We start from the raw sequence: 22,526 nt of genomic DNA on the forward strand, positions 1-22,526 counted from the left end.
AGCACTTGGCGATAGGCGATGCCTTGTTCGTCCACTACAGCCTGGACTTCGGCTTCCGGTAGAACCTTGGCAAAGGGTAGACCGATACTGTTTTGGTATTTCTCCTTGAGGACATCCGCACGATTCGGCATCATAGAGACATGGTTTTGGGTTTCGACGCTTCGATCTTTACAGATCAAGCGCTTGAAGCCTTTTCTGCTCTCTTATGTCAGTGCCATTCAACTATTATTAGCTTAACCTTTATAGCTTTAGCTACCAAATGGTTAGTATATCCAGGAAATTCTAAACAAGTTTCCTGATCAGCTTATTGCAAATCTAAGATTGCGGCTATAAATCCTGAAAAACAGCCAAGTATGGTGCATAGGAAAATGCACGATTACGTTTTTGTCCAGTAATCTCTTCCAATAAACCTATATCACTAAGATCCCTAATTAAAGTATTTGCATTTTGATAGGATAGATTTGTAATTGCTTCGGCATGTTCTACATTGAAAATAGGTCTAAAGTAAAGACTCTCAAGCAGTGCGATCGCATTACCTGATCTCCGCCCCATCTCATTAAGTACCAATTGCCGGTGTTCTTCCTTTAAATTCACTATTTTCCGAGCAGTAGCCGCCGCTTCTTGGGCAACCTCATAAACACCACGCAAAAAGAACTTCAGCCAGCCTTCCCAATTACCAATGTCTCTGACGGCCTGTAGGCGATCATAGTACTCGGCACGGTTTTTCTTAAAATAGTAAGAGATATATAATAAAGGGCGTTGTAGTATGTTTTGCTCACACAATAAAAATGTAATTAATAGCCGTCCTGTTCTTCCGTTGCCATCCAAAAAAGGGTGAATGGTTTCAAATTGAGCATGAGCCAATCCAACCTTAATTAGGGTAGGCATAGGCTGTGGACTATGCAAAAAATCTTCTAGATTATTTAGAGATTGGATCATTTCATGGGGCGGTGGTGGCACGTAGGTAGCTTCTGCCAAAGAACAACCAGCTGAACCAATCCAATTTTGACTACGACGAAATTCTCCTGGATTCCGTTCAGCACCTCTTACACCTTTCATTAATTCCTGGTGAATTTCTCGAATTAGCCGCAAGGATACAGGTAATTCTTTTAAGCGTTCAAGGCCATAGTTGATTGCAGAGATGTAGTTAACAACTTCAACTACATCTTGGGGATTATCAGGTTCTAAAGCCTGAGATTCAAACTCTAAGACGTCTATTAAGGATGCTTGCGTGCCCTCAATTTGGCTTGAAAGGACAGCTTCCTTCCGCACATACATAAACACAAATAAATCTGGATTTGGTAGAGCATCAGTTGCTCCATCTAAACGCCCTAAAGCACGATCTGCCTGGGATAACAGATTCCACATTTCCTGATCCATAATAACTTCAGGTGTAGGTGGCAATGGGCTTGGGATAAATGCTTTGTAGCCTTCTAACTGGTCTATGTATTGCCCTGCTCTAGAAGCGCTAACCATTATTATCGGTTCCGTTAATACTGAATAGTCCTTAGCTCTATATTAATGGAAACAGTTTGTATTCGTTAATAAGCTGCTTCTTGGAAAGAACCTTACGCTGTAGGTAGCGTCGTGTGCAGCAGTCTGACGCTATACCAGTGCAGATGAACCAATGATTCTTTGCAAAAGTTTAAGGTCGTCTGCCTTGTGCACCTTCACAGTTATGACAATCTCATCCTAGGAATCTAAAGTAACGAATAGTGTATGTCTTTTTCTAGACGTGAAATGCCTTTCCCAAGGGCAAACACACTGCAAAACAAGTAGGCCCCGGTGCAGACTCCACAGAGATGGTGCCGTGGTGACGGTTTTCTGCAATGCGAAGCACCGTAGCCAAGCTTCATCAATTACCCTTCGACCGGTGGTGTTGGCAAAACTACAAGTTCGCCAATATCAACATGAGGCGGTTGCGAGAGCGCAAAGAGCACCATCCGAGCTACATCATCGGGGCGCAGAGCATCGGGCTTGGGGTCATCAAAGAACGGGGTATCCACCATGCCCGGTTCAATTAGCGTGACACGAACCCCCGTACCGCGCATCTCCTCTCGCAGGTTGTAGCCGATCGCTGAAACCGCCCACTTCGAGACCGAATACATAGAACCACTCAGCGTTTTACGTCCTGCGATCGAGCCAGTGATGACGACATGTCCCTTGGTTTTCTTGAGTTCTGCCAGGCTGGCCCGCAGCGTGTAAGCCACGCCCAGAATATTGGTATTGACGATGCGCTGCCAAGACTCAACCGGAGCGCCCGAAAACCCACCCGGTTCACCGCCACAGCCAGCATTGGCAAACACTGCATCTAGACCGCCAAACGCTTCTACCGCCTTGGCGACCAACTTTTCTTGATCTGCATAGTCAGTGACATCACAAGCAAACGTCCGCACGTTATCGGTGCCCAGTTCTTTCGCCAATTGATCCAGCTTTTCAGTAGAGCGGGCGGCTAAGACAAGGTTGAAATTTTGCGCTGCCGCCTGCCGGGCGGTGGCGGCACCGATGCCTGAGGATGCGCCGGTAATCAGTAGGGTTTTAGAATTCGACACGTTGAGTATTTGCCATAGGTCTTCACGGTCATCTTGCCATAGCAAATTGGGTAAGTGTGGGGCATTGCTAATCTCGCCGTAGGCAGCAAGCGCCCATATCGCCGTGGGAGCTAGGCCGATTCTGCGGCCCCCAGCGGCAAACACACCGCAAAGCAGGTGTGCCCCGGCGCAGACTCCAGACCAATGGTGCCGTGGTGGCGATTTTCGACAATGCGGCGCACTGTTTCCAGCCCCAGGCCCGACCCCTTGCCCACCCCCTTGGTGGTAAAAAACGGCTCATAAATGCGCGACTTAATCTCCGGCGGAATGCCCGGCCCGGTGTCGATGACTTCTACCCGCGCGTAGCCCTGAAACCGGCAGGTGCGCAGGGTGAGGGTGCCTTTTTCGCCCATGGCGTCGATCGCATTGTCGATCAGGTTCGTCCACACCTGGTTTAGCTCGCTGCCGTGGGCCATCAGCTGGGGCAGGGTGGTGTCGTAGTAGCGCTCGACCTTGATGCCCTGCTTGAGCTTGAAGGCAAACAGCCGCAGGGTGTCTTCCAGCCCGGCGTGCAGGTCAACCATCTGCTGGGCGCCCTGGTCCATATAGCTGTAAGACTTCATCGATTTGACCAGGCTGGCGATGCGCTCGGCCCCGTGCTGACCGCTCTGGATCATCGCCATTACCTCAAAGGAGAGGGCCAGCCAGCGAATGCCCATATCGTGCAGTTGGGTGGGGTTGTCGCGCCAGGGGGCCATCAGCCGCTCCAGCGTGGGGATGTCGATACCCGCCAGGGCCAGGGGTTCGGCCAGCTTCCAGGCTTCGGTAGCGCCGTAGTCTTCGAGCCAGTCGAGCAGCTCCTCTTCGCGATCGCTCACCGTTCCCGCATTGGCCCCGCCCTTGAGAATGGTGTCGTAGCCCGCATCGCGCACCCGCTGCCACTCCGCCGATTCTGCTTCGGTGGCGTTGGTCTGGCCGTAGAGCATATTCATGTTCTCCAGCTCGCGAATGGCGGGCACCACCTCCTTGAAGGCGCGCACCAGGGCGGCGGCGGGGTTATTGAGCTCGTGGGCCAGCCCGGCGGAGAGGGTGCCCAGGGCGGCCATTTTCTCGCGCCCGCGCAAAAACGACTCCAGCCCCCGGATGCGCTTCTGCATGAGGCGAAACACCGTGCGCTCAAACTCGCGGCACTCGTGCAGCAGGGTGAGAAAGTCGGCCCCGGCAATGCCGTGGATTTGGCAGTCGCCCATCGCTTGCAGGGTGACCGGGGCGGGCTCGTCGGTGAGCACCGGAATTTCGCCGATAAAGCCGGGGCCGTCGTGCTGGCCGATGGGCATCGCCAGCCCCTCGCTCTGGCGGGTAATGGCGAGGTGGCCCTCAACCATGACGTAGACGGTGGTGGTCAGGTCGCCTTCTTTGACCAGGTAGTCGCCCTTGGCCAGGGTGATGGAGTCGGCGCGATCGCACACCCACTCCAGCCGCTCTCGGGGCAGGTGATTGAAGGGCTCAATGGCCTGCAAGTGCTCCAGACAGAGGTTTGACTTACTCATCGCACATCCCCCAAATACTGGTGAACAAACTGCACGCAGATGGAGCCTTCGCCCACCCCCGAGGCCACTCGCTTGATCGACCCGTGGCGCACATCGCCGACGGCAAACACGCCGGGCAGGCTGGTCTCAAGCAAAAAGGGCGGCCGCTCCCGCGACCACACCTGCCGGGGCGGAATATCGGTGGTTTGCAAGTCGGGCCCGGTGAGAATATAGCCCCGCCCGTCGCGCTGAATCTGCCCATCTAGCCAGTCGGTTTGGGGCACCGCGCCGATGAAAATAAACAGCGACTGGGCCGGAACCGTTTCGGTGACTCCGGTTGCCGAGTTGTGCAGCACCAGCGCCTCCAGGCTGGTGCCCCCCTTGGCCTCAACCACGCTGGTGTGGGTCTGCACGTCAATATTGTCCGTCGCGGCGATCTGGTCGATCAGGTACTGCGACATGCTTTTGGTCAGCGACTCGCCCCGCACCAGCATCGTCACCGACTTGGCGTACTTCGAGAAGTACATCGCCGCCTGCCCCGCCGAGTTGGCTCCGCCGATCAGGTACACCGCTTCGCCTTCGCAGGCCAGCGCCTCGGTCTGGGCCGCGCCGTAGTAAACCCCCGCCCCGGTAAACTGTTCCAGGCCTGGGGTTTCCAGCCGCCGCCACGACACCCCCAGGGCCAAAATCAGCGCGTGGACGCTGATCTCGCTGCCGTCGCTGAGGGTAATTAGCCGGTAGTCGCTGTCGGTGCGCAGCGATCGCACCGACTGGGGCGTTAGAATCTCGACCCCAAACCGGCGGGCCTGGCTGACGGCGCGGCGGGCCAGGTCGCCCCCGCTCAGCCCCACCGGAAAGCCCAGGTAGTTTTCAATGCGGGAGCTGGTGCCCGCCTGTCCGCCGGGGGCCTCGCGCTCGATCAGCACCGTGCGCAAGCCTTCGGAGGCGCCGTAGACCGCCGCCGCCAGTCCGGCGGGGCCACCCCCTACGATCGCCAGGTCGTAGAAGGGCTTAGCCGCTGTGGTTTGCAGACCAATGCGGTTGGCCACCTCGGCGGTGCTGGGCTGGTGCAGGGGTTCGCCCTCGGGGAACAGCACCAGGGGCAGTTTCGCTTCGGCCACGCAGCCCGCCAGGGTGCGGGCCTCGTCGCTGCGCTCCACATCCAGCCAGCGGTAGGGAATCTGGTTGCGAGCCAAAAAGTCTTTGATCTCGTGGCTGTGGGGATTCCAGCGATCGCCCACCACCCGAATTCCGGCAAAGGCGGGCCTAAAGTGAGCCTGCCAGTCGGCCAGCAGGTCGTCAATCACCGGGTACAGCTTCTCCTCGGGCGGGTCCCAGGGCTTGAGCAGGTAGTAGTCGAGCTGAACTTCGTTGATGGCGCGAATGGCCGCGTCGGTGTCGCTATAGGCGGTGAGCAGCGCCCGCTTGGCGTCGGGGGCCAGGGTTACGGCCTGCTCTAAAAATTCCACCCCGCTCATTTCGGGCATGCGCTGGTCAACCAGCAGCAGCGCCACGGGGTCGGCGCGCTGCACGACTTGCCTGAGCGATTCCAGGGCTTCGGCCCCGGAGCTGGCCCGCATGACGCGGTAGTGTTCGCCGTAGTGCCGCCGCAGATCGCGGGCAATGGTTTGCAGCACATCGGGGTCGTCATCGACGGTGAAGAGAATGGGTTTGGCCATGGCAAAGACCTGAGGGGGCGATTCGGTCTAGAAATCTGGAACTCCGATCGCTGCCGCAGCGCCGTCGGGGCCACCGATGCCTGAGCAGAAACAGCGATTTGCTGCCTAGTTTAGCCAACTCTGCGCTGGGCCATCTGCCTGGAGCGCTACCTTGCCAGGAACGGCCTTGCCGATGGGCAGCGCTAGCGGTCAACCGGATGCTGGCCGTAGTAGGGCAGCACGGCAGACCAGTCGGGGCGATCGCCCGCCCGCCAGCGCTGGTGGGCCAGCCCCAACACCTGCACCACCGTCTCCGCCAGATCCTCCCCCGCCGCCACCCGCTGGAGGGCCTCGGAGTAGCTGGCTAGCAGGGCTTCCCAGGCCTCTGGCGTCAGCACCTGGTCGGACTGAGTCGGCTCCAGGCCGTTCGCTGTGGGCTTGTAGATAGCGGTAAAAAGCTGCCCCCGCTGGGCCTGCATTTCCACGGCAATCCCCAGGTCAGAATCGGGGGCGATCGCCCGCTGGGCCACCGCCGCCAGGCTCGACACCCCAAACAGCGGTATTTCCAGCTGCTGAGCCAGGGTGCGCGCCGTCACCACGCCAATGCGGGTGCCCGTAAAGCCTCCCGGCCCCTGGGCCACCGCCAAAAATGAAAACTCCTGCCAGGGGTGGGGGGCAATAAACTCGATCAAAATTTTGTGGAGGTGGATAGATAAATCGCGCCTCAGCGGCCAGGTTTGGTGGCGGATGTCGCCGTCAAAATTGCTGAGAGCCAGCCCCAGGGCGGGGCCGCAGGTGTGAATCGCTAGACCTAGCATGGACTCAGAGTCGGTATCCAAAGGATTGCTGTCTAAGATTACATCGGCCTGAACGAACCCCCGTCAGCTGGTCCGTTGCAGGTCCTTACCCAAAATCAATCCCTAGAGCTAAACACGCGCTGTCGTTTCAACGCAAGCTGGAGCGCCAGCGGCTCAACCCGCACCTGCGAGGAAAGACCTGCCCTGATTGAATATCGAGTTAACTTTCGGTAACTTTTATAAAGCCTTTTCTGCCTGCCAGCGAAATTTATTGACCACAGCCTTAATAATGAACTAGCGCTGGCTCGACTGCTTTGGGAAGGAACCGATGGGTCCAAAGCCCAGTCTGAAAGCTATCTGGTTTGCAATTGCTTTCCTTCGGCCATTGCAGGGTGTTATGGGCCGTTGCATAGAAGCCCAAAGAAAAGCCCAAAATTGACGCTCACTACGATTTTCCCATGAGAAATCGCTGTCTCCCCACCCGCCTGATTTTGAGAAATGTTGGCTTAGCGCTAGCCCTGGTGGCTGGTGGCGTAATGCTGTCAGCCGAGATTCACGCTTCGGCTAACCAGCAGCAGCAAAAAACCGAATCCCTGCGGCGAATGTTTGTCTACCAGATTTTAGTGGGCGCAGAGCAGCAGCATTAGTAGACTGCGGCATAAGGTTCTGGGCTGTGGCCGATCGCAAGGGGGCGGCGGGCGCAAGGGGGGCAGCGGGGCCAGAGAGCTGAACGGTAGCTCGATTTGCGTCCAGCAGGACTAGACGCCAAAAGGCAAAAGCATCTGCCCAACTGGGCAGATGCTTGGGGTGCTGGCATGGTGGAGCTTGCCCGTCAGAGGTCAGGCAAGGAGGCGTTTTAGCTCTCTGAAACCCCTATCGCAGAAGGCACGGGAGTCTTTGGCGCCTTTTTGGGGCGGTTGATGGGGTCCATGTAGGCTTCCAGACGCTTGAAGGCAAAGGAGGCGAGGGATGTCATGATCAGATATACGATCGCGACCGCCAGATACACCTCAAAGGCGCGGTAGGTGGTTGCCACCGTCAGCTGCCCCTGGCGGAACAGTTCCTCAAAGCCAATCACCGCCGCCAAACTGGTGTCTTTGATCAGCGTGATGAACTCGTTGCCCAGGGGCGGCAAAATGCGCCGAAAGGCCTGGGGAAAAATCACGTAGCGCATGGTCTCGACGGGGTTCATAGCCAGCGACTCGCCCGCTTCCCACTGGCCGCGATCGATGGATTGAATCCCGCCCCGCAGGATCTCAGCCAGGTAGGCGGCGACGTTGAGGCTAAGGGCCAGGATGGCGGCAAAAATGCGATTAAAGCTGAGATCAAAGCCCATGCTCTGGAACAGGGCGGGCAGACCAAAGTAGATCATGAACAGCTGCACCAGCATCGGCGTGCCGCGAAAGAAGTCGACGTAGATGCGGCAAAGCCAGCGCAGGGGCTTAATGGGGGAGATCATGGCGAAGGCCACCATCGCCCCGCCAATCAGCCCAAAGAAGAACGAGGCCGCCGTCAGCAGAATGGTGATCCAGGCGCCGCGCATCAGGTTTTGGAACAGCCGCCCCCAGGCCAAGCCTTGGGCTGTGCCGGCCTCGGCCAGGGCCGGGGCCACCAGCGGTAGCTCCGGCGGCTCGGCCGAAAACCAGCGCCCGTAGATCTCGGCGTAGGTGCCGTTTTGCAGGATGGCGGCCAGGGCGTCATTCATGGCCGCCAGATCGTCGGAGTTTTTGGGGATGGCGATGCCGTAATACTCCTCGGTGACTAGCTCACCGACGATTTTTAGCCCCTGGAGATTGGCTTCTCGAATGGCGTAGAGGGTTACGGGCAGGTCGTTAATTACCGCATCTACCCGGCCGTTGAGCAACTCCTGTAGGGCCAGGGGGGAGTTGTCAAAGGTGCTGATAGTGGCCCCTTCCACCTCGGCGGCCTTTTTGGCCCCGGTGGTGCCAATGGCCACGGCAATGCGCTTACCCTTGAGGTCGTCTAGGGTTTTAATGGAGTCGTCGCTTTGCTTGACGGCGATCGCCAGGCCCGCTTTAAAGTAGGGCCGAGTAAAATCGATGGTTTGGGCTCGCTCAGCGGTAATCGTCATACCGCTAATGGCAGCGCTGATGGTTTTCGATTGCAGTGCGGGAATCAGCCCGTCGAAGGGGAGGGCAACGAATTTAATCTCTCGCCCGGCAGCTTCTGCCATGGCCGTCATCAGCTCAATGTCAAAGCCGACCAGGTCGCCAGTGGACTCATCCTTCATTTCAAAGGGCGGGAAGGCGGGTTCGGTGCCCACCTCCCATACCGATGGCGTGTCTTGGGCCAGACTCACGAGCTGAGCGGTTCCCAACCCGAGCAGTAGCCCCAGGACCAGGGCCAGAAAGCGCTTAAACCAGCGGACGCGAAAGATACGAGCAACCATGGGCCAGCGGTAGTATTGGGGCAAATAACGGCCCTCCGCTGCCGGTGCGGAGGTATGATGCTGCACCATAGACAATTCTGTATGGGGAAAAATGTTTCGCACGATACAGATCCCCCAGGGTGCCAATGATTTTCTGGAGGTTACATTCCGCTCCGCCCACCTACCCTCCGTTCACCACCCATGACCACTACTCTGCCTGCGATCGCCACCCCCGTTATTGCCTGCGACAATCTTCACAAGAGTTTTGGCCCCATTGAGGTCCTAAAGGGCGTGAGCACCTCGTTTAGCAAGGGGGATGTGGTGTCGATTATTGGCCCGTCGGGCTGCGGCAAGAGCACCTTTCTGCGCTGCCTTAACCGATTGGAGGCCATCAACAAGGGGCACCTAGAGGTGATGGGGCAAAATGTGTCGGCGGCTAAGCTGCCCCGGCAGGCGCTGTACCACCTGCGCAGCCAGGTCAGCATGGTTTTTCAGCACTTCAACCTTTTTCCCCACCTGACGGTGATCGAAAATTTGATGCTGGCCCCCCGCCGGGTGCTGAAGTTTCCGGCGGGCGACTGCCACGATCTGGCCAGCCACTATCTCGCCAAGGTGGGTCTGGCCGAGCGGGCCGATGCCTATCCAGAGCAGCTCTCGGGGGGGCAAAAACAGCGGGTGGCGATCGCCCGCAGCCTCTGCATGAAGCCCGTTGCCATCCTGTTCGACGAACCCACCAGCGCCCTCGACCCGGAGCTGGTGGGCGAGGTGCTGGGGGTGATGCGGCAGCTGGCCGAAGAGGGCATGACCATGGTAGTGGTCACCCACGAAATGCAGTTTGCCCGCGAGGTGTCTAACCGGGTGCTGTTTTTCAACGATGGCGTGATCGAAGAGGAAGGCGTGCCCAATGAGGTGTTTAGCAATCCCAGCAGCGATCGCCTGAAGGCCTTTTTGAGCCGCCTCAGCCAGCATTAGGCCGCGCTTGGGGGGGAGGCTTTGGAATATTTGTTTAAAACTTTTGCTCGCTTCGCATTGATCTAGGCGCGGCTTAGCGCTAAGATTAGAATCTTTGGAATTTGTTCGGAGAGTAAACGTTTATGGCGCGATATAGAGGCGCTCGCCTGCGGGTCGTACGCCGTTTGGGCGAGCTTCCGGGCCTGTCCCGCAAGTCCCCCCGCAAGGCCTATCCCCCCGGTCAGCACGGCCAGGACCGCAAGAAAAAGTCTGAATACGCGGTGCGGCTAGAGGAAAAGCAAAAGCTGCGCTTTAACTACGGCCTGACCGAAAAGCAGCTGCTGCGCTACGTGAAGAAGGCGCGGCGGGCCGGTGGTTCCACCGGACTGGTGATTCTTCAGCTGCTCGAAATGCGGCTCGACAACACCGTGTTTCGGCTCGGGTTTGGGCCGACCATTCCCTCCGCCCGGCAGGTTGTCAACCACGGTCACATCTGTGTCAATGGCCGCGTGGTATCTATCCCTAGCTACCAGTGCCGACCCGGCGATGTGATTACCGTACGCGATCGCGAGGCCTCCAAAAAGCTGGTTGAAGCCAACCTGGAGTTCCCTGGCCTGGCCAACGTGCCCAACCACTTGGAGCTGGACAAAGCCAAGCTCACCGCCAAGGTCAACGGCATTATCGAGCGCGAATGGGTTGCCCTAAACGTGAACGAACTGCTGGTGGTTGAGTACTACTCCCGTAAGGCTTAAGGCTGCAAGCCCTTACCAGATCTGGTTTTGCTGGCCGATGAGGCTTTTCGCTTACCGCCCATAACGCATTACTCTAGATACATTATTTTTTGGTCTCCGGCCCGTCAGCCGGGGGCCAATTATTTTTTGGACTGGTTTTTAAGCCGATCCGCCCGTCCGAAGGGGACTAGAGCCTCGGTGCAGTATGGCCAAAAACCCGGTTTCTTCAGCGCTGCTCTAAGGGCAGAACTGTCAATTTGGCCAGGCAACCGGGTTTCTGTATTGGCGGGCTAGGCAGAGGCGCTGACGGCGGCGGGGGCTGGGGTAGCCTCGGTGCTGCTGGAGCGGTGCACCACCAAAACCGAGCACTTGGCATGGTGCATGACGTAGTTGCTAACGCTGCCCAGCAGCAGTTCGCCAATGCCCCGCCGGCCGTGACTGCCCACCATGATCAAATCGGCCTGCCACGATTGGGCCGTATCGCAGATGGTTGCTGCGGGCTCGCCCGTGACCTGGGTAAACTCAGCCTTGACGCCGACCGCGCGGGCTTGCTCTAGCTCCTGCTGGAGTTGGGCAATGCCCTGGGCCTCAAAAGCTTCCCATCGCTCCTGGTAGAGTCGCCAGGTGGACTCCTCCAGGATCGGATAGTAGGCCTGGTACGACCGAATCGGAATGCCGGGGCTGCCGTCTTCGTAGGCCGATAGAACGTGGCACAGCATCAAGCTCGCGTCGGTGGCGCTGGCTAAATCCAGCGCTTTTTGAAACACGTCGTGCCGATGGGTTGAGTTGTCGAGAGCAACCAAAATTTTTCTAAACATAGCGGTAAATCTCCTGAGATTCAGGCCCGCGTTTTAGGCTCTCTTATCGGTCGGTGCTAGGGGCAGTGGGGAGCCAGGCCCGCGGCGTTCGGCTACATCTCTATTATTATAAAAAGCCTGATGCTCTGGTTTCCCTGGCTGTAACAATGCCTAACTAATCGCCACGGTCATCGCCACAGTAGAGGTAGGTTTTCATGGGGCCGCGCCCTTTGATGTTGAGGCTACCTCTAGATTCAAAGTGGTAGAGATGGTTAAGGCAGGTGTAGGTCGCTTCACTGACCTGAATGCGATCGATTGACCCTTGAGACTCCAGCCGACTGGCAATATTGACCGCATCGCCCCACAGGTCATAGCTAAATTTTTTGGTGCCAATCACCCCAGCTACCACCGGCCCGGTATTGATGCCAATGCGCAGACAAAAAGGCCGACCGTCCTGCCGCTGAAAGGTTTTGGCCACTTGCAGCATCTCTAGGGCCATGGTCATTACCCGGCTGGCGTGGTCGGCTTGGGGAAGGGGAAGACCGCCAACAACCATGTAGGCATCGCCGATGGTTTTGATTTTTTCGAGCCCCAGGCGATCGGCGATGGCGTCGAAGGCGGAAAAAATATTGTCGAGGAGGCACACCAGCTGAGTGGGCGCCAAATCGACCGCTAACCCCGTGAAGTCAACAATGTCGGCAAACAAAATGGTGGCTTCGTCAAACCGAGAGGCGATCGCCTCCCCGGTTTCCTGCTTGAGCTGCTCTGCAATGCTGACCGGCAGCACGTTGTGTAGCAGGCGTTCGGAGCGGGCATTGGCCTCTAGTAGCGCCTGCTCGGCCTGACGGCGCTCCTGAATTTCGTGGGAAACCCTTCCAAACATTTGCCGAAAGGCCTTGGCCACATCCCCCAGCTCGTCGTTTCGGTCGAGGGAAAGGCTTTGAAAATGGGGATCGTCATCGCGGCTGACGGCCTCCCCCGCCGCCAGCAGATCGCTGCGCAGGTGCATCAGCGGATTGATCAACAGCCGCTCTAGCACCAGAATGGTGACCAGGGTGACAAACAGCGAAATGATCACCACCAGCCCAGCGATGGAGAGGGCGTAGCGCACCATCGCTGGGCCGATGCCGGTGGCGTCGTGGCGCACCGCCAGCAGGTACTGTCCCTGAAACTGGCTGCTGGGCCAGGCGACGTCGTAGCGCGATCGATCTGAGTTCAGCTGCCGCCGCACCTCTGAGACTCCCAGATAGCTGAGATCTAGCTCTGGGGATTCGCCAAACTGGCGCAGCATTGTGCCATCCCGCCGGTACAGCGCCGCCCCCCGCACAATCGAGTCGGGCTTGAGCTCAGCCTGGAGCCGAGCCAGCACCTCGCTGAGGTCTCGATTGACCATCGAGATGGCTTTAACCGCAAACAGCAGCTCGCCTGAAACCTGTTCTAGGGCGCGCAGCTGGGCCTGTCGCCGCCGCAGGTAGGAGGGGACAAAGATAATGCCTTCAATGACCAGCAGACTCAGAAATACCCAGGCCACAATCTGCCTCGACAAGCGCGATCGCAGCAGCCCTACCGACGATTGCAGCAGCCCAGCCATGGCGATTTCCCAACCCGCAACGTTTTCACTCCCGCTCCCCCCGCTCAGGTCAATATCAGGCCAAAGGGCAACGGTGATATCAGCACGCACCGGTTTAAGCATGCCCATTCTGGGGCCTGGGATTGTGTCCTTCGGCGGCGGGGCGGGGGCTAACGGTGTGGGGTAGATGGCAGACCTGCTTGGCCTAAAGCGGTGCACCAGCGCGATCGCAGCGTCCACTCAGGGCCTCCACCATGGTGCAGGTGTTGGCCACCAGCATAGCCTGCACGGTTTCAGTTTCGCTACCAGGGCCGCCGGGGCCTTCCACCCGCAGCGGCTGCTTGGCCACCGCCACCCCCGCCTCCTTGGCCGCCGCCTCAATCAGTTCAGGGTTAGTCGTATCTTCAGCAAAACCGGCTGGCACCTGAGCGGCCTTGACCTGCTCAACCAGGGCGGTTAGATCGCCGGGGGTGGGCCTTGCGTCGGTGCTAAGCCCGCTGAGGGCACCCTTGACCTCAAAACCATAGGCCTTAGCGAAGTAGCCAAAGGCCTCGTGGGTCGTCACCAGCTTGCGCTGACTGGCGAGCACTGTGGCCACCTGCGCCCTAATCCAGCTGTCGATCTGGCCAAACTGGGCGACTAGGCGATCGGCATTTTCGCTGTAGCGGTCGGCTTGGCCGGGGTTGATTTGGGCCAGGCGATCGGCAATGACTGTTGCGATCGCGGCATCGTTGGCGGCACTGTGCCATATGTGGGGGGCGGGCACCTGGTCTGCCTCGGCTGCCTGCCCGCAGCCATGGTCCGGCTCGGCTTCAGCTTCGTGAGCATGGTTATGGTCATGGTCATGGCTGGGTGCGTCCGTCAGGGGCGTCGGCACCGCCGCTTCGTAGACGCCACTCGCACGGCTCCACTGCTTATCATTCCACGGGCGCCGTGCTAGAGGTTCAAAACCTCTCTGTCAACTATCGGGGCGTTGCCGCTAGAGCGGGTGGATATGCTGCACCTGTGCGATCGCCCCATTGGTCAACTGTCAGGCGGGCAGCAGCAGCGCGTATTTCTAGCCCGTGCCCTGGCCCAGGGTGCCGATCTGCTGCTCTTAGACGAGCCTTTCACCGGCATCGACAAAAAGACCGAATCTCTGATGCTAGGTATTTTTGCCGAACTCCAGGCCGAGGGCAAGACTCTGATGGTATGCAGCCACAAGTGGGGTAATGCCCTACACCGCTACGATCGCCTGCTGCTGCTCAACCGCCGCCTGCTTACCGACCTCCACCGCCGTCACGACCTTCGATAATATTCATTGAGCTTACGACCAAGAACTACAACTGAGCTACACCAGCAGCGCCTACGCCGATTTCTTTTATTAAATGGAGCAGCAAAGAGGGTGAGATTAGTTTGTGTTCACAGCAGCTCTGGACTAATTATCAAGAAAAACTTGGTCGAAGATTGATCGTTTAACCCTAAAGTTTATTTCTAAAAAACGGGTGTAAAGCGCATCTAGACTGTCAACTCTTATCTTCTCATCCTTTTTCATTCTATTGATGGCGGCTAGTGTGCCTCTAATGGTTAAACCAATCCGCATAGCTTCTTTCCTAGCCGCAAGGTCATCGAGAAGAACGTAGTCTGCGTTTAGTTCAATCCCAAGGGCGATTGCGTCAGATTCTCCTTTCCCTAAACGCTGATTTAGGCTCTCTGCAAGATTGACAAGGTTAACCGTACGAATTTGTAGAGCATCAGACTTAACATAAGCTTGGATAGTCTGGCTAACAGAGTCTGATTTAGCTGAAATTTCATCTGCGACGGATTGGGGAATGTAAGAACTTTCAGGATAACTCAGGAATTGATCGAGATATCCGAGTTTCGTCAGAAATATTAGCGGTGATGAATTAATGATAATCTGCATTCATTCACCAGCTTTTTTCTAGTTCAACATCTTCTTCAGAAAGATAAGAAAACTCAATTCCCATGAGGTCTAGAATCTTGAGGAACTCAGAAGGTTCTAATTGCATGATCTCTGAGGCTTTTTTGAGACTGATGACTCTAGCCAGCAGAGCACCAATCAAAAAGAGAAAGTTCTCTTTTTGGTCGAGGGTCTGGAAAAGCTGGACTTCTGAAGCAATATTTTGAGTAATTTCTTGGTTCATAGCCTTAATTTCTCTGAGAAAGACAGCCTACAATCTTCGTTCTGCTTCGTTTTCATATCTTGGTGTGAGAACTTGGCAGAAAACGAATTGAAGAAATTATCTACACCAAGAGTTGAAGTGATTTCTTGTCTCAAGCTCAGGTTAATTATCATCTATTAGTTTCTTGATCTCCATAATTACCTCGGAATCCATTTTTTCGAAATCACCCAAAAGCTCTTTCGCATAGCTTTGAAACCAGGGCAAGAGAGTGGATTTTCTTACCTTTTTCAGCAATGCTGACACTGAGGAGAGTTTTGGTTTTTCAGGGAAATTCTCAAATAGTTGTCTCAAATTATTAAACTCATTCCACTCAAAAAAAACTGTCCCTTTCGCCATATAGTCCTGGAATTTCCCGCCTGATGCTCTGACTTCTAATAAATCTCGCTCTGCAGGTCTCTCTTTGCCCAGCCATTTACCAGCTAGATACCCATAAACTCTAGAATCAATTCGATCACTATAAGTATCTGCCAGCAATGCATAAGGTATGGCTTCTTCGTAGCGTTGTTCTCTTTGAAGAACCAAGCGAAGTTTGTCGTACACTATGGCACGCTGTTTCTCAATATGACTTTGAATCATGCCAACGTTATCGCGGCGTAATGGTTTGCCCCAGCAAGGGGAGTACAGATCTAAAAGCTTAATAAGTTTCTCAATAGCTTCTTGTCCTCTACCTGCTTGCTGCAAATACAGAGGTAATTTAACGAAGGTATCAACCGTGTACTGAGTTTCACCTTCAGAAATTGCAATATTGGCAGCTTCAAGCATTTTAATAGCGCTATGCATATTTCCTTGTGACTTTAGCCGAGTAGCTTCTTTCAGCAAGGCATTAGCTCTAGGATTCTGAACAAATCCAGGAGTTGATTCATCAACTATAGACAATGAATTAATATCAGCCAAAATTCCATCTAGATTCTTCATGCGTCACTCCTTAAAGCTCTCAATTCTTCAATAAGATGTTCGATTGTTTGATGAAAGGTCATTAAATGTTTGGGCGACAACCGAAGTCTGCGGCTTCCCACTAATGCAGATTCAATTTTCAGCTGTTTGACAGCTTTTTCAACCTTTTTGAGGAACACAGTATCAATCAATCCACCATAGCTATGCACAAATGCATTTCGCAAGATATAGATTTGCATAAAAGTTCCCCAATCAGATATTGCCCCGAAATCTATTCTTCCCGTGCGAGATAAATATAGTTGTAGCCTAGTTAGTCCATTACCTTTTAGATCTTCGACTTTAAATGAGTTCTTTTTTTCTTCATTAGCCGCAAGATCATAGAGAAAGACCTCAACAAGAGAACAGAGTCCTACAACAATCAAAGCAGCCCTATTGCTAACTCTTAAAGAAAAATGGGTGTGATTTCTAAAGCTTCCTATTCCTATATTTGCTAAAGAGTTAGTGAGTTCTTCTTGTAAACCTTGGATTTCAGCTTTATAAGCGTTTAACTCATGCCAGAAAATATCCATTTCGCATAATTCCTTCAAACTAACTCTTAGTAATTAATCATCCTTAAACAAAGAGCCCTGAAGCGTTGCTCCAGGGCTCTAAAAATTTCCTAACTAGCTCAATCTAGCCAAAGCGGCTTGACGTTGAGGCTATCAGGAAGGCCGCGTAGGTGAGGATGTAACCCACCGTAAAGTGAGCCAGACCTACCACTCGACCTTGAACGATCGACATCGCAACGGGCTTGTCCTTCCAGCGAACCAGGTTCGCCAGGGGAGTGCGCTCGTGGGCCCAGACAAGAGTTTCGATCAGCTCTTGCCAGTAGCCCCGCCAGGAGATCAGGAACATGAAGCCCGTCGCCCAGACCAGGTGCCCAAACAGGAACATCCAGGACCAGACCGCCAGGTTATTCATCCCGTAAGGGTTGTAGCCGTTGATCAGCTGAGAGCTGTTGAGCCACAGGTAGTCGCGCAGCCAGCCCATCAGGTAGTTAGACGACTCATTGAACTGAGCTACGTTGCCCGACCAGATGCTGAGATGCTTCCAGTGCCAGTAGAAGGTCACCCAACCAATGGTGTTGAGCATCCAGAACATGGCCAGGTAGAAGGAATCCCAGGCAGAGATGTCGCAGGTGCCGCCACGGCCAGGGCCGTCGCAGGGGAAGCTGTAGCCGAAGTCTTTTTTGTCGGGCATCAGCTTCGAGCCGCGCGCATCCAGCGCACCCTTGACCAGGATCAGGGTGGTGGTGTGCAGACCCAGGGCGATCGCGTGGTGAACCAGGAAGTCGCCAGGGCCAATGGTCAGAAACAGCGAGTTGGCGTTGCTGTTGATGGCCTCAAACCAGCCGGGTAGCCAGACGGCATTGGCGGTTTGGGCCACGCTGTCGGGGTTCGACAGCAGGGTGTCGAACCCGTAGAGCATTTTGCCGGAGGCCGCCTGCACCCACTGGGCAAAGACAGGCTCTACCAGAATCTGCTTCTCGGGGGTGCCAAAGGCAACCACCACATCGTTGTGCACGTACAGACCCAGGGTGTGGAAACCCAAGAACAGCGACACCCAGCTCAGGTGCGAGATAATCGCTTCTTTGTGCTGCAGGACGCGATCGAGAACGTTGTTCTTGTTCGCAACGGGGTCGTAGTCGCGAATCAGGAAGATCGCGCCGTGGGCAAAGGCCCCCACCATAATGAAACCAGCGATGTACTGGTGGTGGGTGTACAGGGCCGCCATGGTGGTGTAGTCCTTCGCCATGAAGGCGTAGGGGGGCAGCGCGTACATATGCTGCGCCACCAGGGAGGTGACCACACCCAACGAAGCCAGGGCCAACGCCAGCTGGAAATGGAGGGAGTTGTTCAAGGTGTCGTAGAGACCCTTGTGACCTTCACCCAAACCGCCTGCGGGGGGCTTGTGGGCATTCAAGATTTCCTTGATGCTGTGGCCGATACCGAAGTTGGTGCGGTACATGTGCCCGGCGATGATAAAGATCACCGCGATCGCCAGGTGGTGATGGGCCATATCCGTCAGCCAGAGCGACTCTGTCTGAGGGTGGAAGCCACCCAGGAAGGTCAGAATCGCAGAACCAGACCCAGTCGCCGTACCAAAGATATGGCTAGAGGTATCGGGGTTCTGGGCGTAGGCCCCCCAGTTGCCGGTGAAGAAAGGCATCAGACCTTCGGGGTGGGGCTTCATCGAGAGGAAGTTATCCCAACCCACATGGACACCCCGAGATTCGGGAATCGCCACGTGCACCAGGTGCCCGGTCCAGGCCAGCGAGCTGACGCCAAACAGACCAGCCAGGTGGTGGTTGAGGCGAGACTCGGCATTTTTGAACCAGGACAGGCTGGGGCGGAACTTGGGCTGAAGATGCAGCCAGCCTGCGAACAGGAAGATGGCCGACAGAATCAGCAGAAAGACCGCACCGGAGTACAGGTCGCTGTTGGTGCGCATGCCGATGGTGTACCACCAGTGGTACACCCCAGAAAACGCCACGTTAACCGGAGTCGAAGACCCGGCCTGGGAGAAAGCATCTACCGCAGGCTGGCCAAAGTGAGGATCCCAAATCGCGTGGGCGATGGGTTTGACGTTGAGCGGATCTTTAATCCACTGCTCGAAGTTGCCTTGCCAGGCGACGTGGAACAGGTTGCCCGAAGTCCACAGAAAAATGATTGCCAGGTGGCCAAAGTGGGAGGCAAAAATCTTTTGGTAAAGATTCTCCTCCGTCATGCCGTCGTGGCTTTCAAAGTCGTGGGCGGTGGCAATCCCGTACCAAAGCCGACGTGTAGTCGGATCGGCCGCCAGGTCCTGGCTAAATTTAGGGAATTTAGTTGCCATGAATCAAAACGGATTCTAGTACGACATTTGAGTCATGAGTGCGGTTGGTAGGTTGCAGAGACGCGATTAATCGCGTCTCTGCAACCCAGGAGATTCCATGACGAGAAACCTAGCCCACCGCGATAATTCGAGCCAGGAAGAAGGCCCAGGTAGTGGCAATACCCCCGAGGAGGTAGTGGGCCACACCCACAGCCCGGCCCTGAGTGATGCTCAGCGCGCGGGGTTGAATGGCAGGGGCCACCTTCAGCTTGCTGTGAGCCCAGACGATGGACTCAATCAGCTCCTGCCAGTAGCCGCGGCCGCTGAACAAGAACATCAGGCTGAACGCCCAAACGAAGTGGGCACCCAGGAACAGCAGACCGTAGGCCGACAGCGCCGAACCATAGGATCCGATCACCTGAGACGCTTGCGCCCACAGGAAGTCGCGCAACCAGCCGTTGATGGTGATGGCGCTGGCTGCAAAGTTGCCGCCGGTGATGTGAGACACCGTGCCATCGGGGCTCACCGTACCCCAAATGTCGGACTGCATCTTCCAGCTGAAGTGGAAGATCACGATCGATAGGGAGTTGTACATCCAGAACAGGCCCAGGAACACGTGGTCCCAACCGGAAACCTGACAGGTGCCGCCCCGACCAGGCCCGTCGCAGGGGAACCGGAAGCCTAGTTCGCCTTTGTCGGGTACCAGCCGAGAGCTGCGGGCGTACAGCACACCCTTGAGCAGAATGAGCGCGGTCACGTGGATGGTGAAGGCGTGGATGTGGTGCACCATGAAGTCGGCGGTGCCGAGGGCCATGGGCATCATTGCAACCTTACCGGCCACAGCTACAACATCGCCACCAAATACGGGGCTGACGCTGGCCAAGGCATTGGGAGCCGTAGCCCCAGCTGCCGCTGCATGGAACCCTTGCACCCATTGGGCAAAGATCGGCTGCAGCTGAATGGCGGAGTCAGAGAACATGTCCTGGGGACGGCCCAGGGCCCGCATGGTGTCGTTGTGGATGTACAGACCAAAGCTGTGGAAGCCGAGGAAAATACACACCCAGTTGAGGTGGGAAATGATGGCGTCGCGGGACCGCAGCATGCGATCGAGGGCGTTGTCCATATTCACCGCCGGGTCGTAGTCACGCACCATAAAGATGGAGGCGTGGGCACCGGCACCCACGATTAAGAAGCCGCCAATCCACATGTGGTGGGTAAACAGCGACAGCTGGGTGGGGTAATCCGTCGCGATGTACGGATAGGGAGGCATGGCATACATGTGCTGCGCCACGATGATGGTGATGGAACCCAGGATGGCCAGGTTAACCGCCAGCTGGGCATGCCAGGAGGTGGTCAGGTTCTCGTACAGGCCATCGTGGCCCTTGCCACCAAACAGCAGCGGGTCGCCCTTGTGGCCTTCCAGAATCTCCTTCATGCTGTGGCCGATGCCCCAGTTGGTGCGGTACATATGGCCCGCAACGATAAAGAGCACGGCGAGCGCCAGGTGGTGGTGAGCCGTATCCGACAGCCAGAGGCCGCCGGTCACGGGGTTCAGACCGCCCTTGAAGGTGAGGAAGTCGGCGTACACACCCCAATTAAGGGTGAAGAAAGGCTTCAGGCCCTCAGCAAAGCTGGGGTACAGGTCAGCCATCAGACTCTTATTCAGGATGAACTCGTGGGGCAGAGGAATATTCTGCGGAGCCACGCCAGCATCCAGCATTTTGTTAATGGGCAGCGCCACGTGGATTTGGTGACCGGCCCAGCTGAGGCAGCCCAAACCGAGCAAGCCAGCCAGGTGGTGGTTCATCATCGATTCCACGTTCTGGAACCACTCCAGTTTGGGAGCGGCCTTGTGGTAATGGAACCAGCCTGCAAACAGCATCAGGCCAGCCATCACCAGCGCACCAATGGCGGTGACGTAGAGCTGGAAGCCATTGGTGATGCCAGCGGCGCGCCACATCTGGAACAGGCCAGAGGTAATTTGAATACCCTGGAAACCGCCACCTACATCGGCGTTCAGGATCTCTTGACCGAAGATCGGCCAGACCACCTGAGCACTGGGCTTGATGCCCGTAGGGTTGGTCATCCAGGCTTCAAAGTTTGAAAACTTAGCGCCATGGAAATACATGCCGCTAAGCCAGATAAAGACGACGGCTAAGTGACCGAAGTGAGCGCTAAAGATTTTGCGCGAAATGTCTTCTAAATCACTGGTATGACTATCAAAATCGTGAGCGTCGGCGTGAAGGTTCCAAATCCAGGTGGTGGTTTTGGGTCCCTTCGCCAAAGTCCGATCAAAGTGACCCGGCTTGCCCCACTTCTCAAAAGAAGTAGGTACTGGATCCTTATCTACGATGACCTTGGCTTTCGCCTCCCGCTCGCGCGGGGTAGTTGTCATGGAGACTCTCCTCTCTCTAGACAAAAGCAAATCGAGAATCATTCACCTTGGCTAGAACTGTACCCGAGTGCGCGATCGCCCACAGGCACAACTGATACTTAGGCGGTGATTGCTCTTGAGCATTATAGTCTCGTGATTTGACGCTTTTTGACCGGGGTTAACAATAATTCAACCTCCGGAAGCCCTTGATCTGTAGGGCTTCTGGAAATACTCCGATCGCAAAATTGATCTTTAAATCAGCCTTCTATTAATAAAACTCAATAAAAAACGGGGCCTTGATCGTCAATTTGGCGATCAAGGCCTATTTTTGTTAATTCATGTTAATTATTGCGGCTCAATGCTTGATCTTTGGCGGGTTGTGAAGAGGCAGGATTTCCGAAATGCGGAGCTTTGACGGTGTAGCTGATGGGGTGACCACTCAGGAGGCATTGATGATGACCGCAATTATTTACGTGGCTGGCGGTAGTGCAGCGCATCCGCTCAAGGGTTGCCCCGCCAGCTGCGAAGGGCGAGGCTCGGGACGCTAATGTCTCCCCAGACCCTTGTTTTGCTGGCGACTGCCCCAGAGCCTTTGGCTAGCATTTAGCTCTATATATTTAATGGTGAGGCGTGGGCATCGCGAAGGTGGGCAGTCGGCCCAAGGCTTTAATACAGCCTTTCCCTACTGGGCTGGAGCGTTTAACCCTCCGCCTTTCAGCGCGCTGGCTGGGAAGGTTAACGTTAAGGATTGTGATGGCGCTGGCTGTAATCTTCTGTAACAACCTGTCCTATGACGACCAAACCTGAAGTGGCGATCGCGATTCTTTACCAGGGCGATCGCTTCCTGCTTCAGCTCCGCGATGATATTCCCACCATCGCCTGGCCTGGCCACTGGGCCTTTTTTGGCGGCCACCTGGAGCCGGGGGAAGATCCTGATACCGCCGTGTACCGAGAGCTGCTAGAGGAAATTGGCTATGCCGCTCCTCGGCTCACGCTCTTTGAGCGCCTGGAAGATGACGCCGTGGTGCGTCACGTGTACCACGGGCCGTTAGTTGTGCCCGTCGAAAGCTTAGTTCTGAGCGAGGGCCTGGATCTGGGACTGTGGAGCACTGCCGACATCCACCGGGGCGATCGCTTCTCTACTCGCGCCAATGAAAGCCGACCGCTTGGGCCACCTCACCAGCAAATTTTGCTCTCTTTTCTAGGGCACCGTAGGATAGAACAGGCTATATAAGTAGCGCCCTGTTCCTGAGTGCTGTGTTCCTGCCG

At 55.9% G+C, this 22,526-nt stretch carries 19 protein-coding genes and 1 pseudogene; 5 read left to right on the forward strand and 15 right to left on the reverse strand.

Features of this window, described 5'->3' with window-relative positions; translation table 11 throughout:
- Positions 1–327 precede the first annotated feature (327 nt).
- From LEPTO7104_RS0118760 to tsaB, 5 genes are all read right to left on the reverse strand, one after another.
- Positions 328–1,476, reverse strand: coding sequence for a Fic family protein (locus LEPTO7104_RS0118760; RefSeq protein WP_026072846.1), 1,149 nt, complete (start codon positions 1,474–1,476; stop codon positions 328–330).
- Positions 1,477–1,859: 383 nt separating this feature from the next.
- Positions 1,860–2,552 (reverse strand): SDR family oxidoreductase, encoded by a 693-nt coding sequence (locus tag LEPTO7104_RS0118765; protein ID WP_026072847.1) that lies wholly within the window; start codon positions 2,550–2,552, stop codon positions 1,860–1,862.
- Positions 2,553–2,662: 110 nt separating this feature from the next.
- Positions 2,663–4,081, reverse strand: coding sequence for a sensor histidine kinase (locus LEPTO7104_RS0118770; protein WP_017300126.1), 1,419 nt, complete (start codon positions 4,079–4,081; stop codon positions 2,663–2,665).
- A complete protein-coding gene (locus LEPTO7104_RS0118775; protein WP_017300127.1) occupies positions 4,078–5,739 on the reverse strand; it encodes a response regulator in 1,662 nt (553 codons plus the stop codon). The genes LEPTO7104_RS0118770 and LEPTO7104_RS0118775 overlap by 4 nt, the downstream gene beginning before the upstream one ends.
- A gap of 182 nt (positions 5,740–5,921) precedes the next feature.
- Positions 5,922–6,557 carry a tRNA (adenosine(37)-N6)-threonylcarbamoyltransferase complex dimerization subunit type 1 TsaB gene (tsaB, locus tag LEPTO7104_RS0118780; RefSeq protein WP_225887014.1) on the reverse strand — a complete coding sequence of 212 codons (636 nt, stop codon included), beginning with the start codon at positions 6,555–6,557 and terminating at the stop codon, positions 5,922–5,924.
- A 416-nt stretch (positions 6,558–6,973) separates the two neighbouring features.
- On the opposite strand from tsaB, the gene LEPTO7104_RS0118785 reads away from it, so the two are divergent.
- On the forward strand, positions 6,974–7,162 hold the full coding sequence (locus tag LEPTO7104_RS0118785) for a hypothetical protein (RefSeq protein ID WP_017300129.1): 189 nt from the start codon (positions 6,974–6,976) through the stop codon (positions 7,160–7,162).
- Positions 7,163–7,371: 209 nt separating this feature from the next.
- Here the strand turns inward: LEPTO7104_RS0118785 and LEPTO7104_RS0118790 are convergent, their stop codons facing one another.
- Complete coding sequence (locus tag LEPTO7104_RS0118790; protein ID WP_017300130.1) at positions 7,372–8,925, reverse strand: ABC transporter permease subunit; 1,554 nt, start codon at positions 8,923–8,925, stop codon at positions 7,372–7,374.
- Between the two features lie 180 nt (positions 8,926–9,105).
- Between LEPTO7104_RS0118790 and LEPTO7104_RS0118795 the strand changes: the two genes are divergently transcribed.
- Both LEPTO7104_RS0118795 and rpsD read left to right on the forward strand, forming a co-directional pair.
- A complete protein-coding gene (locus LEPTO7104_RS0118795; RefSeq protein WP_017300131.1) occupies positions 9,106–9,876 on the forward strand; it encodes an amino acid ABC transporter ATP-binding protein in 771 nt (256 codons plus the stop codon).
- A gap of 122 nt (positions 9,877–9,998) precedes the next feature.
- Positions 9,999–10,607 carry a 30S ribosomal protein S4 gene (gene rpsD, locus LEPTO7104_RS0118800; protein WP_017300132.1) on the forward strand — a complete coding sequence of 203 codons (609 nt, stop codon included), beginning with the start codon at positions 9,999–10,001 and terminating at the stop codon, positions 10,605–10,607.
- Positions 10,608–10,876: 269 nt separating this feature from the next.
- Here rpsD and LEPTO7104_RS0118805 read toward each other — a convergent pair whose 3' ends face one another.
- The 3 genes from LEPTO7104_RS0118805 to LEPTO7104_RS34520 form a co-directional block, all read right to left on the reverse strand.
- A complete protein-coding gene (locus tag LEPTO7104_RS0118805; RefSeq protein ID WP_017300133.1) occupies positions 10,877–11,404 on the reverse strand; it encodes a universal stress protein in 528 nt (175 codons plus the stop codon).
- A gap of 154 nt (positions 11,405–11,558) precedes the next feature.
- A complete protein-coding gene (locus LEPTO7104_RS0118810) occupies positions 11,559–12,974 on the reverse strand; it encodes an adenylate/guanylate cyclase domain-containing protein (protein WP_026072848.1) in 1,416 nt (471 codons plus the stop codon).
- Between the two features lie 184 nt (positions 12,975–13,158).
- Positions 13,159–13,830, reverse strand: coding sequence for a metal ABC transporter substrate-binding protein (locus tag LEPTO7104_RS34520; RefSeq protein WP_017300135.1), 672 nt, complete (start codon positions 13,828–13,830; stop codon positions 13,159–13,161).
- A 102-nt stretch (positions 13,831–13,932) separates the two neighbouring features.
- Here LEPTO7104_RS34520 and LEPTO7104_RS42910 point away from each other — a divergent pair.
- Positions 13,933–14,220: pseudogene (locus LEPTO7104_RS42910) on the forward strand (ATP-binding cassette domain-containing protein); the annotation flags it as partial.
- A 150-nt stretch (positions 14,221–14,370) separates the two neighbouring features.
- Here the strand turns inward: LEPTO7104_RS42910 and LEPTO7104_RS0118825 are convergent.
- From LEPTO7104_RS0118825 to psaA, 6 genes are all read right to left on the reverse strand, one after another.
- Entirely contained in the window at positions 14,371–14,856 is a 486-nt protein-coding gene (locus LEPTO7104_RS0118825) for a PIN domain-containing protein (RefSeq protein ID WP_017300137.1), read from the reverse strand.
- Between the two features lie 4 nt (positions 14,857–14,860).
- Positions 14,861–15,097, reverse strand: a complete 237-nt coding sequence (locus tag LEPTO7104_RS0118830) for a hypothetical protein (RefSeq protein WP_017300138.1) — start codon at positions 15,095–15,097, stop codon at positions 14,861–14,863.
- Between the two features lie 141 nt (positions 15,098–15,238).
- Positions 15,239–16,051: a hypothetical protein gene (locus LEPTO7104_RS0118835; RefSeq protein WP_017300139.1), complete on the reverse strand. Its 813-nt coding sequence runs from the start codon at positions 16,049–16,051 to the stop codon at positions 15,239–15,241.
- Positions 16,048–16,599, reverse strand: a complete 552-nt coding sequence (locus LEPTO7104_RS0118840; protein ID WP_017300140.1) for a hypothetical protein — start codon at positions 16,597–16,599, stop codon at positions 16,048–16,050. Before LEPTO7104_RS0118840 ends, LEPTO7104_RS0118835 begins: the two co-directional genes overlap by 4 nt.
- Positions 16,600–16,702: 103 nt before the next feature.
- Positions 16,703–18,904, reverse strand: a complete 2,202-nt coding sequence (gene psaB, locus LEPTO7104_RS0118845) for a photosystem I core protein PsaB (protein WP_017300141.1) — start codon at positions 18,902–18,904, stop codon at positions 16,703–16,705.
- Positions 18,905–19,013: 109 nt separating this feature from the next.
- A complete protein-coding gene (psaA, locus tag LEPTO7104_RS0118850) occupies positions 19,014–21,278 on the reverse strand; it encodes a photosystem I core protein PsaA (protein ID WP_017300142.1) in 2,265 nt (754 codons plus the stop codon).
- Positions 21,279–22,047: 769 nt separating this feature from the next.
- Between psaA and LEPTO7104_RS0118855 the strand changes: the two genes are divergently transcribed.
- On the forward strand, positions 22,048–22,491 hold the full coding sequence (locus LEPTO7104_RS0118855) for an NUDIX hydrolase (RefSeq protein WP_017300143.1): 444 nt from the start codon (positions 22,048–22,050) through the stop codon (positions 22,489–22,491).
- Positions 22,492–22,526 lie beyond the last annotated feature (35 nt).

Source organism: Nodosilinea nodulosa PCC 7104 (genome assembly GCF_000309385.1).
GTDB lineage: Bacteria > Cyanobacteriota > Cyanobacteriia > Phormidesmidales > Phormidesmidaceae > Nodosilinea > Nodosilinea nodulosa.

What these genes read in the sequence shown, in the direction of transcription:
- LEPTO7104_RS0118770 (WP_017300126.1), bottom strand. Translation starts at nt 4,081, where the DNA reads ATGAGTAAGTCAAACCTCTGTCTGGAGCACTTGCAGGCCATTGAGCCC.
- LEPTO7104_RS0118795 (WP_017300131.1), top strand. Translation starts at nt 9,106, where the DNA reads ATGACCACTACTCTGCCTGCGATCGCCACCCCCGTTATTGCCTGCGAC.
- LEPTO7104_RS0118810 (WP_026072848.1), bottom strand. Translation starts at nt 12,974, where the DNA reads ATGGCTGGGCTGCTGCAATCGTCGGTAGGGCTGCTGCGATCGCGCTTG.
- LEPTO7104_RS0118825 (WP_017300137.1), bottom strand. Translation starts at nt 14,856, where the DNA reads ATGCAGATTATCATTAATTCATCACCGCTAATATTTCTGACGAAACTC.
- LEPTO7104_RS0118855 (WP_017300143.1), top strand. Translation starts at nt 22,048, where the DNA reads ATGACGACCAAACCTGAAGTGGCGATCGCGATTCTTTACCAGGGCGAT.
- psaA (WP_017300142.1), bottom strand. Translation starts at nt 21,278, where the DNA reads ATGACAACTACCCCGCGCGAGCGGGAGGCGAAAGCCAAGGTCATCGTA.
- LEPTO7104_RS0118830 (WP_017300138.1), bottom strand. Translation starts at nt 15,097, where the DNA reads ATGAACCAAGAAATTACTCAAAATATTGCTTCAGAAGTCCAGCTTTTC.
- LEPTO7104_RS0118785 (WP_017300129.1), top strand. Translation starts at nt 6,974, where the DNA reads ATGAGAAATCGCTGTCTCCCCACCCGCCTGATTTTGAGAAATGTTGGC.
- LEPTO7104_RS0118775 (WP_017300127.1), bottom strand. Translation starts at nt 5,739, where the DNA reads ATGGCCAAACCCATTCTCTTCACCGTCGATGACGACCCCGATGTGCTG.
- LEPTO7104_RS0118790 (WP_017300130.1), bottom strand. Translation starts at nt 8,925, where the DNA reads ATGGTTGCTCGTATCTTTCGCGTCCGCTGGTTTAAGCGCTTTCTGGCC.
- LEPTO7104_RS0118840 (WP_017300140.1), bottom strand. Translation starts at nt 16,599, where the DNA reads ATGGATATTTTCTGGCATGAGTTAAACGCTTATAAAGCTGAAATCCAA.
- rpsD (WP_017300132.1), top strand. Translation starts at nt 9,999, where the DNA reads ATGGCGCGATATAGAGGCGCTCGCCTGCGGGTCGTACGCCGTTTGGGC.
- LEPTO7104_RS0118805 (WP_017300133.1), bottom strand. Translation starts at nt 11,404, where the DNA reads ATGTTTAGAAAAATTTTGGTTGCTCTCGACAACTCAACCCATCGGCAC.
- psaB (WP_017300141.1), bottom strand. Translation starts at nt 18,904, where the DNA reads ATGGCAACTAAATTCCCTAAATTTAGCCAGGACCTGGCGGCCGATCCG.
- LEPTO7104_RS0118835 (WP_017300139.1), bottom strand. Translation starts at nt 16,051, where the DNA reads ATGAAGAATCTAGATGGAATTTTGGCTGATATTAATTCATTGTCTATA.
- LEPTO7104_RS0118760 (WP_026072846.1), bottom strand. Translation starts at nt 1,476, where the DNA reads ATGGTTAGCGCTTCTAGAGCAGGGCAATACATAGACCAGTTAGAAGGC.